Here is a 12,776-nt window from a genome sequence, read left to right as displayed (position 1 = left end):
GCTTGGCCGGAAGCGCGCCCTTCAAGGTGACCTTGACACCGGCAGCTTCTCCGGCAGTGAGCGCCTTCTGTGTCGGGCGTGTTAGGGTCGCGCTCGGAAGTGGCGCGGGTAGCGGCAACGGTACGTCAGCAGTCGACTTGATCGCCGGCGGCAGGGTCACCGACTGCGCTGGCGCAGCGGCGACATGGGAGGCCTTCGGTAGCCGAGCTGGTTCGTCGGCGGGCGTAGCACTCGGTTGTGCTGCAGATGGTTGCGCGGCTGCGCGGTCGGCATCCCCAGTCTGCTGGGCAGATTGGGCCGCGGCGGCCACGGTGCCTGTCGCGGAATGGCTCGCCTCGGAAGGTGTCTCTGATACCGATACAGGCACAGGCGACACTGCGGAGACAGGGGATGCTTCAGCTACCGGCGCCGATTGCACCACCGTTGGCTTGCCCCGTTGCCGCCGATGCTGAATATATTGCTGCCCGACGACGCCCGCAAGGACGGGAGAGACAAGCAGCGCCCAGAGTCCAATCTGTTTACGATAGCGAAGCCACCAGGCCACCGCACCTGCGACCCATTGCACATGGGGCTGCTCCAGCTTGCGCCTGGCACGATGTCGTTGGCGTGCGCGCGGAACTTCCATCGGCGACGGCTGCCCCATCTCAATAGGCCAAGCGGTCGGTGCCCGCGCCACGGTTTGCGCGCCGATGAGGGCAGTAAGATTGGGGCTGAGGTCAGATTGCATGGAGGTATTGAACGCCAAAACATGCCAATCGTGTTGGGCAAGATCTACGCTAAAAACCGCCGGTTTCGATGCCGGTCCCGCTCAAGGCCGTGCCTCGCTAGTCAGAAGCGGACTGGCGAAAAGACGCGCCCAGGATCTGGCCACCGAGCGCTGGATGGATAGCGCGCCAAGGGTGTCCCACCATCCGTTCGCGACCAGAATCACGGGCGGGCCATAGTGCAGGTGATAGAGCGGCAGCGACGTGCTGGCTTCGAAGCAGACCAGTAAGCTCGCGGACTCGCCCGCGACGTCAATCGCGCTGCCGGTCCTCGCATAGTCCGCCGGGTACGGTTCAATGAACGGGATAGGCGCGATGGCCGGGGTGAAGGTCCCTTCCGGGAGGTGCCAGACGCCTTTGCGTGACGTTCCATCGTGCATATGGATACCCCCGACCAGCAGACGTTGACCGGGCTGCAAGGCCGCCCGAAGACTTCGCATCGCGGCCAGCGGCAAGGTGCCGAGCCAGTTTTCCGGCGCCACGATCACCGGCATCGACGAACCACGCACGACATCGGCAAGCCCGATCATGGCCTGTGCAGCGTCCTCGAAGGTTTGCGGCACGGGCGGTGCCGGGCGGAACTGCAGCCCCTGCCAGCCGGCAACGCCACGTGGGGGATGCCAATAGGCATGCAGGTTTAACCCCGCTGCGAGCACGGTAGCCACCATCAGCAGTGCCATCATCGCTTGCCGCGCTTTTCCGCCAGCATTGCGGCAGCCTACAATGGCAAGCGCCATCCCAACGTACACGGCGACGCCGGCGTACCCCATTCCTGGGAAGAGCCAGCCCGCTCCTGCGAGCGGCGGCAATGGGAGCCAATACGCGAATGGCGGCAGCGACGGCAGCACAAGCAGCATCACGCCGCGCAGCCACTGCGGCCCCGGCAGCAGCGCCGGCGCCGCCATCAGCGCTGCGTATAGGCACTGCACCGCCAGAGCGAGCCACAAAGACGCCCCGGACGCGTAAGCGGACGGCGCGACGCACCACGCGGCACCGAAGTACAAGCAGACGGCTCGGGCATAGCGTAGGGCTGCTGTTTGGCGGTCGGTCGCGAGCGGCAGGATGATATAGCCTAGGCCGCTAGCTGGCGGCAGGGAGAGACAGCCGCCGAGCAGCAGACTGCCAATGTCAGCACTGATGAGTTTTTTGCTCATGTTACGCATTTTCGGCAAAAACCTGCACCAACATCAGCGCTAATAGATCTAGATTTTCAGCCAGTTTCTGCGGCGCCTGGACGCCTCGCGGCATAGCGTGTCGGAGCGTTTTTTGGGCCATTTTCCGGCACAGAACTGGCCGCTTCGCCTCACGACGTTTTTAAAAATCAAGGGATTACGCGCGCGAGAATTGCCCACTGCGGGCAAATTCAGGCTGTCACGAGGGCCGCCACAGCCTCTTGGACGCGAATCGCGCGCGTTTTAGCCGCGCTCTCCCCCGCACCGATTCCCGCCCTTCGCGCACGATTGAGAGGCATCCATCTAAACAAGGAACCACGATGACCGTCAACGCCATGGACAGCATCCACGACGAGCTCGGCAGCGGCCCGGGCGCGGAGCACGATGAACTGCTGGAGGCCGCCGAAGAGTCGCGCGTCGCGCTGGCGGCCGAGGCCGCGGAGGCCGCGGAGGCCGCCGCCGGCAACGCGGTCTCCGTAGCGGCTGACAGCGCTGCCGAGCAGGCACTTGCCGACGACCTGATTCGCCGCGCCCGCGCGCAGCGTGAGCGCGGCAAGCAGGAACTCAAGCGCAAGATGGCCGGGATCCCATCGGTGCAGCAGCACGTCATGCTCAACGACCAGGTGGTCGCCTCGTCGTTCACCCGTTTTTTTTACCTCATCGACAAGGGCGCCGAGCTCATGCGCCGGCGCGGCGATGCGATCATTGGCGAGGAACGGGCCGCCAAGCTGCGCGAGCAACTCCAGGCGCTGATCGGCGCCGTCGACACCGAGGTACGCCGGAACCTGGAGGCCACGCAGGCGCTCGTCGACCGCGACGCCTATGCCGAGGGCGCGATTGCCGTCAGCTACACGGGCCCAGCGTACGAGGAAACGATCCAGATCCGCTCCCGCGAAGGCCTGGCGCTGCAGCGTGTCTTCACCCTGTACGACCAGCTGCTGGCCCTGATGGTCAACCTGGAGTGGAACGGCAAGATCGACGCGAGCGAGGTCGACCAGATGCGCTACCAGACGAAGCAGAAGATCCGCCCGATCTTTCGCTTTGCCGCGCGAGCCAACATCGGCATGCAGACCTCGCGGGCACGCAATGCGCAAGGGCGCCCCGGTCGCGGTACCGGCCGTGTCAACGGCAGCGCCAAGGGCGACGCCGCCATCGTGGAAGCGGTGAGCAGCCTGCAGGAGCGTTTGGAAAAGGGCTCGTTCTCCAGCGCCACCGATGCCGATGCCCTCTGATGCCCAGTGACGAACGCCTGCTCGCGGACTTGAATCCCGAGCAGCTCGAGACGGCGCGCTGCCGCACCTACTGTCTTGCCGTGGCCTGCCCGGGCTCCGGCAAGACCAAGACCCTGGCCTCGAAAGCGGCCTTTTTGCTATCGGACGGCGCGTCAACCGTCACGGCCGTCACCTTTACCCGTGACGCCGCGCTGGAGCTGCGCGAGCGCATCGTGGCCATCGCCGGCGAAGCCGCCAAGCCGCGCCTGCTGGTCGGCACTTTCCACTCCATTGATCTCCTGATGAGCTTCCCCAAGGGCCGCAACGGCTTCGGCAGCGCCATCCTTGCCAACATGCGTTCGCCCTATGGTGATCGCCCGTGGGACATCGTGCGCGAGGGCGAGCGGCGCGGGTATCTGCGACGCGCCATGGTCCAAGCCGGCCTTGAGATCGAACTGGATGAGGCAACCCGCCTGATCGAGGACGCGAAGGCGGCCGGCAAGGGCCACGGCCTCGCGGACGCGCAACTGGAGCTGCTGGAGACCTATCAGCGCATCCTGCAGCGCAATGGTCAGGTGGACTTCCAGGACATTCTCCTGAAGACCAACGAAGCCCTCTTCTCTGGCGCCATGACACCGCTGCCGGTCGACTACCTGCTAATCGACGAGTTCCAGGATACCGACCTGGTGCAATATCGCTGGAGCGCGCACCATGGCGCCGCCGGCAGCCAGATTACGGCGGTGGGCGATGACGACCAGTCGATCTATGCCTTCCGGCGCGCGCTCGGCTATGAGTGCATGCAGATGTTCACCAAGGAGTTTCATGCCAACACCATTCTGCTCGGCATGAACTACCGCTGCCGGGACGAGATCCTGTCGTCCGCCGGCAAGATGGTGCAGGCCAACCTCGGCCGTATCCCCAAGCTGCTGCGGGCGGCCAAGGGACCGGGTGGCCACGTCGAATGGGAGCGGTTCAGCGACTTCGAGCTGGAAGCCGAAGCCTGCGTCGACGCCGTCGCGGCCGCCGCGTCGGACGGCGCCTCCTTTGCGGTGCTCACCCGCGCCAACCGCCGGCTGGACCTGGTCGAGGCCATGCTGGTGGCGCGCCAGCTCCCCCACCGGCGCACCGATGGCGAGTCCGTGCTGGACAAACCGGAGGTGGCCCTGTTCGGTGCGGTCATCGATGCCGTGGGCACGCAAAGCGCCCGGGCGGTGGACCAGGTGCTCGGCTGGGCGGGTCTGTCCGAGGACAACCTCGTTCAGATCCACCAGCTGTTTGGCAATGCCATCCGGATCGGGGCGAAACAGGATTTCGAGACCACCACGCTCTCATCTGACGCCATCGCCACCTGGAAGGACTTTGCCAAGCGCCACCAGGCCTGGGCCAACTTGAACAAGGCGGGCTTGTACCACCTGATGCTGCACGGCATTCAGGAGTGGCTGATGCTTCATGCGAAGGACGACCGGACCAAGCGCATGCTAGAGGTCGCGGCGGCGATCTACCGCCCGGCGGGCAAGAGCCCAAGGGAGCGGCTCGACGAACTGCGCCTGGCCCGCCAGAAGAAAAAGAAGGAGGAAACGGTGCCCGGCACCGTCCGGGTTGCCCTGATGACGGCACATAGCGCCAAGGGCCTGGAGTTCGATCGGGTCTGGATCCTTGGCGCCGAGGAGGAGGCATGGCCATCCAAGCATGGCGCCCTAGAAGAGGAGCGGCGCCTGATGTATGTTGCCATGACGCGGGCGCGCGAGCAGCTGTGGATCAGCGCCGCCGGCAAGCGCCGGCCCAGCCTGTTCATCGCGGAAACGGGAATTGCGCGCGCGCCGGAAGGGAAATACGAGACTTCGGATCGGCCTGCCCCAGCCCCTTAGCCGATGCCGTGTTCGTCGGCCAGTTCCTGCGCCGTCTTGCGCTGAAGCCGCAGCGCACTGCACTTGACCGCGGCATACGCCATCAGTACCGGCGGCAAGACCGCCAGTTGCTGGTCGCGATCGATGCGCCCCGCGTATCGCGCCACATAGAGACACCCATAGGCCTCGTCGAAGCGACGCATCAATCGAAACAACCGTGCTCCATCCGTCGATACCAGACGCACTTCGACCTCCGCGTAGAGCACCGGCGTCGTGGTCGGATGGATCGCATGGCAGCGAATCTCCAGCAGATCGACCTCCGTCTCGAGCTGATCGAGGTCACGACGCACGGCGCCCAGGTAGCCGCGCTGACGCGCGCAGGCCAGCATCTTGGTGGTCAGCAAGTGGAAGTCACGCCGAACCAGACGGCACACCAGTGCCGTTCGCAGCGGGAGCACGGCGCGGGATTGCACGGGCGTGCGCACCTCCTCGATACGGTGCGCATTTTTGATGACGAGTGAGGTCTTCTGGTCCATGGCAAGCATTATTTAGGGTTCGCCGCTGCGTGGGCGGGGCAAAACCGGCTGGAAATCGCACGCGACTCGCCGCTTTCCTTTCCCCGTGCCACGCCCTATGATGGATGCACTTCTCCGCCGCACAAGCGGCATTGCGTCATTGGCGAATACCAGCACGTTTCATCGCGAATTCGCCCTTCGACGCCAAGATGCGACCATTCCGCGGTGCTGGTCCCCTTCCATACCATGGGCCGGGATCATTTCCGCTGAGGCGTGCGCCCTGCAATCCTCGCCGCTGGCTGCCGATGGCCATTGCCGGCATCCTTCCACCTCCCCGCTGATCGACATGGAATCCCTTGCCGCCGTGCTGATCGTGGCCGTGCTGCTGCTGTTCGCCTTCGGGAAACGCGGCCGGTCCGACGATGACGCCCCGCAGATCGATCCATTCTTCTTTTCGCAAGACAAGGACAGCATGGACGACGAATAACAGCTGCCTTCGCAGCGGAATGGCCTCGCCATTCCAGTGCATAGGGCACACGGACTTCCCAAGCCTCGTCGAGGCATACATGGAGATCCACCGGATTTGCCGGTGGATAAACCGTCACGGCGATTGCCGTCATGGAGAGAAATCATGGAGAAGTCCATCCTGTCGGACCGACTCAGCAACGGAACCGCGCGCCTGAATATATCGGGCCGTATCCGCAGTGGCACCAAGCTGCTCACCGCGGCCGCCGCAAAGAACCCCAAGGCCGTCTCCCTCTTTGCCCCGGCAGTTGCCGGCCAGCAGAAGTTCAAGGACGCCGAAGCGGCCATCGCCGCGCAGTGCAACATCCCCCATCCCACCCGTCCCGCCAACACGCCCTACTTCAATGTCTCCGGGGCAGACTTCGAGATGCCGGAATTCGCCCGGCACATCCTCGATACCTACGGCGAGCCTGACGAGCGCGGCGAGCCACGGCTCTACCGCTTCCCAATCGTCTTTCATACCGACCAGTTGCTCGACTTCTTCCCCCACGCATTCAGGTCCTATGGCGGGGCGATCAACTACGAGTCCCTCTATGGGAAGGACGGCAAGCGCTACTGCATGTATCGCGAACCCGTGTTTCCGGAGCAAGTCCGCGAGCAGCGCGCCCGGCGCATGAAGTTCCTCCCGCGCCGCGAGCTGGTCCCACGCTGCGAGTGCAAGCCGGAGTGCTGCCCCGAGTACCTGCAGGGGCTGTGCAAGTTCCGCGGCGACTTGCTGTTCTATATTCCCGACATCCCAACTGTGGGGCCCGTGTCGATCACCACGACCAGCCAGTACGCCGCCGAAGGCATCTTCACGGACCTGATGCGGATCAAGACGGCGCTGGGCACGATCCCGCGCTTCAATCCGTTCCAACCTGGCAAGCCGATCTACTGGCTCACCAAGGTGCAGGAAACGCGGACGTACTACGACGACCAGGGTGCCAAACGTCTGGGTATGCAGTGGGTGCCCAAGCTCACCGCGGATCTCGATATGGCGAAGGCCCTGAGCCTGAACACGGCCCCGGCGCTGTCGCTCGGCCTGGCTCCTACCGCCCCCCAGGGATGGCTGGCCGGGACAACGCCCGGTACCCCGGCAACGCCGGCCCCCAGGCCGGACGCCGATCCTCCCGGCGACTACGATGCCGAGCTGCAAGCGCGGGTCCTACATGCTGTCAACGACAGCAACGGCGACCCGGAACAGATCAGCCACTGGGCCACGCTGCGGTATGGGCAGGATTGGTCCCGCACCAACGCCTCGCTCGCCAGCGTCCATACCGTCTTCCGCGGCCTGGGCAACGACGGCGCGTACGTCAACGCCCGTCTGCGTTTCGAGATCGCGGCATTGGTGAGTGGCATCGACGAAACGCTGCGCAAGCAGTACTTCAAGGCCAAGCTGGGCAACGGCTGGACACGCGAGATCGACCGGCTGGCCACCGCCGCCGGCGAACTCGAGGCGCTGGCCGAGCGCGGCGCGAACTATGCCAGCAGCTTGATGCTGGGCTTCCTGGACGACCTGGAAGTCGCGTAACGGTCGGCACCAACTGCCACGATGGCGCAGGCCAGCCTCGCGTCCGACACCGCTAACGCTTCCGTCGAGGCCTGACGCCGGCAGACCTTTCCTCAATGACGCATCCGCGTCTCCCCCGATTTTCCGGGGGCTTTCTCTTGCGCGCTCCCGCAGCGCGCAACGGAAAGCCGTTCCCTCGCTTTCCAATCGCCGCGAACGCGGCAGGTAAGGAGGAACTTCCATGAAACTCGCTCACATGAGTGATCTGCATTACTCCGCAACCCATCTCGCAGAATCGAGCCGCTGCTTTGGCGCTGCGGTCTCCCATGCTATCGAGATCAGCGTGCAGGCGGCGGTCATCACCGGCGACGCCACCGACCATGCACTTGACGCCCACGAACCGGCCTTCCGGGAACTGGCCAAGCAGATCCAGCGGCTGGCCAATCATTGCCCGGTCCTGATGCTGCAAGGCACCTTCTCACACGAGCCCCCGGGCTTGCTGCGCGTCCTGGAACTGGTCGGCGCACGGCATCCCATTGCCGTCGCAGACCGGATCGGCCAGATCGCCCTGGTGCAAGGCCAGTGGCACAGCAACGGGTTGACATGGGACGCACCCGCCGATCTGGTGGTCACGTGCTTGCCGACCGTCAACAAGGCAGACCTGATCGCCACGGTCGGCGCGGACCATGCCGCGGCCGAGGTTGGCCAGGCGCTCCATCAACTGCTGACCCTGTTCGGGTCCGTCAATGCGCGGCTGTTCGCGCAAGGGGTGCCGACGCTGCTCATCGGACACGGCACGGTGGATGGTTGTCTGACCGAACACGGCGTGCCGATGGCGGGCCAGGACCACGAGTTCAATCTGGGCTCGCTGTTCCAGGCGAACACCGACGCGGTCGCACTGGGCCACATCCATAAGCAGCAAGCGTGGCGGCGCGAGTTCGCCGGCAGACGGCAACTGATTGCCTACGCCGGTTCCATCGGACGCTTCCACTACGGCGAGGATGGCGACAAGTCCGCCCTGATCTGGGACATCCGTCCCGGGCAAGCCGAATATACGGTCTTCGTGACGCCAGCGCGGGTCACGCTGGACTTGCACTTCGACGGTCCGCCCGACCTGGAGGCGATCCGCGAGTTCGGCCAGCGCTGCGCCGGCGCCTTCGTGCGCGTGCGTTACCTGGTCGACGAGGAGCACCTGCAGTCGGTGGACCGCGCGGCGATCAAGGACGCGCTGCAAGGCGCGGCCGAGGTGAAACTCGAAGGCAAGACCCTGGTGGTCGAGCGCCAGCGCGCGGCGGGCATCTCTACCGTGGCGAGCCTGGATGACAAGGTCAAGATGTGGTGCGAGCAAACGCAGTCACCCTTCGAGCCCTTGTGCGATCGGCTTCAGGCACTGTCGGCCGAAGCGCCAGAGGCCATCGCCAGCAGCATTGTCCAGCGCCTCAAGGCGGAGGAAGCCGCGCGAGACACCCCTGACGCCCTTGGCCAGGTACCGGTAGCCGCCGCCCGCAACCCGACCGATCCGTTACCGCCGGCGATCGATTCCGAGGTCCCGTCCTGGGTCACCGAGGACCTGTTCGCTTAGCGCCATCCGCGGGGCAAATATCAGCCCTGCCCCGCCATTCCAAGGTCACCACCCTCGGCACCGCCGGCTTCCGGCTGCCGAGGACAAGGAGAAGCAGCATGACACAGGAACTGGTCGCAGAGAACGCGCGACTAATGGGATACCAACATGGCTAAGCGACGTGGGCGGAAACACCGCAAACTCAACGTCGTCTGGCCTGACTTCCAGCCAGATCCGCTTGATGAGAGCAGTGATCCGAGTATTGCGCTGCGCACGCTGCTACGCATGATCACAGCCGATCTCATCGTGCATGCCGCATCGCAGCCAACAAAGGCAGCGGCGATGGCGCGCATCCAGGCCGCCCTCGGAAAGCCGCTCGTCGACATCACCGCAATGTACGAGACGTACATGGAGACGACCGACGGCGAATGGGCTGGAAGCCTGCGATCCAAGCGGATTGCGTGGCTGACCGAATGGGCTTCCCTCGAGAGGGCATATTGCGTCCGTGGAGGTCCAGGTGCCATCTACGTCAGAGAATTTCCACCGGAGGGAATGAGCGAACCCTAGGCCTCATCCGGTTCGATGCCATCACGCCGGGGCGCTACTCAGGAACACGATCTGGACACCGCACGACAGCCTCTGCAAATCGCTGCCGGTATCGAGGCGGGCGACGCCGCCGGCCTGTTCTTCAGTTTTATGGATAGCGAGAACAGCCAGTGGTTCGAAGCCTCGCCGGCCGAACGCAGGGGCTGGCTTCGGCAATGGCTGGTACTCGAACAACGCCACGCATCCCAAGCAACAACCGCTCACGACCGGCGGCGTAGTTCGCTACGTCCTACTGCATGCTACTTGGTCGTGCTTTTTACGTCGCATTTCGCACCGTCTGCTGGGTAATGCTGGACGGTGCAGAAAAAGCCAAGGAACGCAGCAAGAACGAGTCCGTTTAATTGCTCCGCAACCCGAAACAGTCACCTCGGTGGCTGTTTCCCTTTCTGGACGCCCGGTAGAAGCAGGCCAAATCGTGCTGCATTTCGCCACCGTTTCGAGTTCCCCCGACACATTGCATTGCGTTTACACTAGGGCTACGCCGGGCTCACCGGCACTGTAGATGTTGCGGATTGATCCATGCGCCCGCCCGGGCCTATCGATCAGTCTCCGTGGTTTCCAATTCGCCGCGCCAGCGGCAGGAGTTGAACATGAAACCACGCATGTTAAGCCTCAGCAATTTCATCGGCATCCTGTCCGGCTTAGGCAAGCCCGAGATCACCCTTGATCTGCGTCACCTGGATGCATCCACCGCCCTCGTTGCCATCGCCGGCCCCAATGGCGCCGGCAAGACCACCATCATGGACAACCTTCACCCGTTCCGGGTGATGCCCTACCACGCCACCACCCCCACTTCCAAGGGCTTCTCGTACTGGGATCACGTCGCGGGCCCGCTTGCCAGCAAGATGCTGGAATGGGAGCACGATCGCCAGGTGTTTCGCAGCGATCTCGTGTTCCGCCAAACCGCGAAAACGAAGAAGCAGGAAGCCTACCTGACCGTCCGCCAGGGCGAACAGTGGGCTCCGGTCACGTTGCCCGATGGCACCGCCTCGGACGGCAGCACCGACACCTACGACGCTTGTGTCGAGCACCTGCTCGGCAAGCCCGAAGTGTTCTTCACCGCCCACTTTTCCGCGCAATCCCGGGTCCCGCTCTCGGGGATGGTCGCCGGCGATGTCAAGTCGCTGCTGTCCTCGATCCTCGGGCACGATCAGATTCGGGAGCAGGGGGCCAAGGCAGGCGCCGTCGGCAAGCTGCTGAACCCGGAACTCGACCGCACGCGTGGCGACCTGCGGCAGGCAACGGCAGCCGAGGTCCGCGCCCGCGAGATTGGCAGCCAAGTCACCCAGGCCGCCAGGCAACTCACCGCGGCCACCGCCAACGTCGACGCCGCGCAAGCTGACGCAACGAAGGCCAGCGCCACGCTGGCTGCCACGCAAGCGCAACTCGACGGACAGGCTTCGATGCGTCAGCAACGTACCCAACTCGAGCAACAGCAACAGGTCGCCGGCCAGGAGGCCGCACAGCAGCAAGACGGAATCGATGCCGAGGCGGCCGCGCGTAAGCGCGAGCTCCAGGAAAGCCGGATGCAATGCCAGCATCAACTCGCCGGCCTTGCCACCGAGGCCCAGCGGCTGCGCAAGGACCAGGCAACCCGGCAAGCCATGCTGGATCAGGAGCCCGCGATCCAGCAGGCGGAAGGCGCCACCGCACAGGCGACGGCCAAGCTGCAGGCACTCAGCCAACAACGCGAGGCGCTCAACGCGCCCATTGCCACCCTGGCGCAGCACCGGAAGGAACTGCTCGGCGTGTCGGCGGCGCACCAGAAGACGATCGCGGACGGCTCCGCCAAGAACCAGTCCGTGCAGTCCATGACGGTCAGCGCCAAGCTGGCCGACGACGTGCCGTGCGCCGGCAGTGCGCTGCAACCCAAGTGCCCGTTGCTGGCCAATGCCATGACCGCCAAGGCCGCCCTGCCGGGCGAGATTTCGCAACTGAAGGACATGCGCAAGTCGTTTGAGGCCAGCAAGGCGCGGAGCGCGGCCCTCGCCCTCGCCATCGCGACGCTGGAGACCAAGGATGAGGAAGCTCGCCAGCAGGATCGACAGATTCTCGCGTTGCACGATCAGCTGCTGCAGTTGAGCCGCATCACCAATCAGCGCGAGGCCCTGGCCGCCGCGCGACAAGCATGGCCGGTGGCCGCGCAGCGCCAGCAGGATCTGGCCGGCACCGAAGCCGAGCTGAACCAGCGGCTGGCCGACCTGACCCGACGAACCGAGGCGGTCGACCAGGACGCCGCAGCGAAGCGCAAGGCCGTCGAGATGGCGCATGCCGAGAAAGTGGCCAGCCTGGCACAGTTACTGGCCACTTTGCCACGCGGCTTGGCCAGCGACGCCCTGCAACAGGCGCAACACGCTGTCGCCGCGGCCGAGCAGGCCCTGACCACGGCGAAGCGCGCGCAGGCGCAAGCGCAGGCCCAGCTCCATGGCTTGCAGCTGCAAGCCGCGGAAGCCACGACGGTCGCGGCACGTAAAGCCTCGCTTCAATCGCTGTGCACCGCGCTGTCGGACGAAGCGGCCTATTGGGCGCTGCTGGCGAAATGCCTGTCGAATGACGGCCTGATCGCCCTGTCGATCGATGACGCCGGCCCGGCCATCTCGGCGCTCTGCAACCGCCTGCTGGAGGACTGCTACGGGGGTCGCTTTGCGGTGCAGATGGCGACGCAGCGCATGACGCAAACCGGCACCGTGCGGGAGACCTTCGAGATCCATGTCACGGATGTCGAGCGTGGCGAGGTCAAGCCGCTCGGCAGAATGAGCGGCGGCGAGAAGGTCTGGGTCAACGAATGCCTCGTGCGCGCACTGGCGCTACACATGGCACGTTGCACCGGCATGCACTTCCCGACTTTGTTCTCCGACGAGGTGGATGGCCCGCTCGATCCCGAACGCAAGCGGCAATTCATCGCCATGAAACGGGCAGTGCTGGCGGCCGGCGGCTACGAACGCGAGTTCTTCATCACGCAGACGCCGGAGCTGTCTGCCATGGCGGACGCCACCATCCACATGCAGTCGCTTTAACGGCGACGTTCAAACAGGAGGGGCCAACAGGCCTCTCCTGCTTTTTCACCAGCGGTCCGCTTGGCGACC

Annotated in this window: 9 protein-coding genes; 7 read left to right on the top strand and 2 right to left on the bottom strand. The window is 64.8% G+C overall.

Going from position 1 to position 12,776, the window contains the following annotated elements; translation table 11 throughout:
* Nucleotides 1-808: 808 nt before the first annotated feature.
* Nucleotides 809-1,918 (bottom strand): carbon-nitrogen hydrolase family protein, encoded by a 1,110-nt coding sequence (locus tag ACZY0R_RS12975; protein ID WP_488858777.1) that lies wholly within the window; start codon nucleotides 1,916-1,918, stop codon nucleotides 809-811.
* Between the two features lie 338 nt (nucleotides 1,919-2,256).
* On the opposite strand from ACZY0R_RS12975, the gene ACZY0R_RS12970 reads away from it, so the two are divergent.
* Both ACZY0R_RS12970 and ACZY0R_RS12965 read left to right on the top strand, forming a co-directional pair.
* Complete coding sequence (locus ACZY0R_RS12970; protein ID WP_488858776.1) at nucleotides 2,257-3,168, top strand: hypothetical protein; 912 nt, start codon at nucleotides 2,257-2,259, stop codon at nucleotides 3,166-3,168.
* Nucleotides 3,168-5,015, top strand: a complete 1,848-nt coding sequence (locus ACZY0R_RS12965) for an ATP-dependent helicase (protein WP_488858775.1) — start codon at nucleotides 3,168-3,170, stop codon at nucleotides 5,013-5,015. Before ACZY0R_RS12970 ends, ACZY0R_RS12965 begins: the two co-directional genes overlap by 1 nt.
* Here the strand turns inward: ACZY0R_RS12965 and ACZY0R_RS12960 are convergent.
* A complete protein-coding gene (locus tag ACZY0R_RS12960) occupies nucleotides 5,012-5,530 on the bottom strand; it encodes a hypothetical protein (RefSeq protein ID WP_488858773.1) in 519 nt (172 codons plus the stop codon). The two genes, ACZY0R_RS12965 and ACZY0R_RS12960, sit on opposite strands and share 4 nt — an antisense overlap.
* Nucleotides 5,531-5,855: 325 nt before the next feature.
* On the opposite strand from ACZY0R_RS12960, the gene ACZY0R_RS12955 reads away from it, so the two are divergent.
* From ACZY0R_RS12955 to ACZY0R_RS12935, 5 genes are all read left to right on the top strand, one after another.
* Nucleotides 5,856-5,996 carry a hypothetical protein gene (locus tag ACZY0R_RS12955; protein WP_156177282.1) on the top strand — a complete coding sequence of 47 codons (141 nt, stop codon included), beginning with the start codon at nucleotides 5,856-5,858 and terminating at the stop codon, nucleotides 5,994-5,996.
* Between the two features lie 144 nt (nucleotides 5,997-6,140).
* Nucleotides 6,141-7,544, top strand: a complete 1,404-nt coding sequence (locus tag ACZY0R_RS12950) for a recombination directionality factor (protein ID WP_488858772.1) — start codon at nucleotides 6,141-6,143, stop codon at nucleotides 7,542-7,544.
* A gap of 220 nt (nucleotides 7,545-7,764) precedes the next feature.
* Complete coding sequence (locus ACZY0R_RS12945; protein WP_488858771.1) at nucleotides 7,765-9,105, top strand: metallophosphoesterase family protein; 1,341 nt, start codon at nucleotides 7,765-7,767, stop codon at nucleotides 9,103-9,105.
* Nucleotides 9,106-9,252: 147 nt separating this feature from the next.
* The gene (locus ACZY0R_RS12940) at nucleotides 9,253-9,651 is read left to right on the top strand and encodes a hypothetical protein (RefSeq protein WP_488858770.1); all 399 of its coding nucleotides are present in this window, start codon (nucleotides 9,253-9,255) and stop codon (nucleotides 9,649-9,651) included.
* Nucleotides 9,652-10,280: 629 nt separating this feature from the next.
* Nucleotides 10,281-12,707, top strand: coding sequence for a hypothetical protein (locus ACZY0R_RS12935; RefSeq protein WP_488858769.1), 2,427 nt, complete (start codon nucleotides 10,281-10,283; stop codon nucleotides 12,705-12,707).
* Nucleotides 12,708-12,776: the final 69 nt, after the last annotated feature.

It is taken from the genome of Cupriavidus sp. F041 (assembly GCF_057814235.1).
Note: the sequence above shows the minus strand (reverse complement) of the source record. Positions and strands in the feature narration are given on the sequence as shown.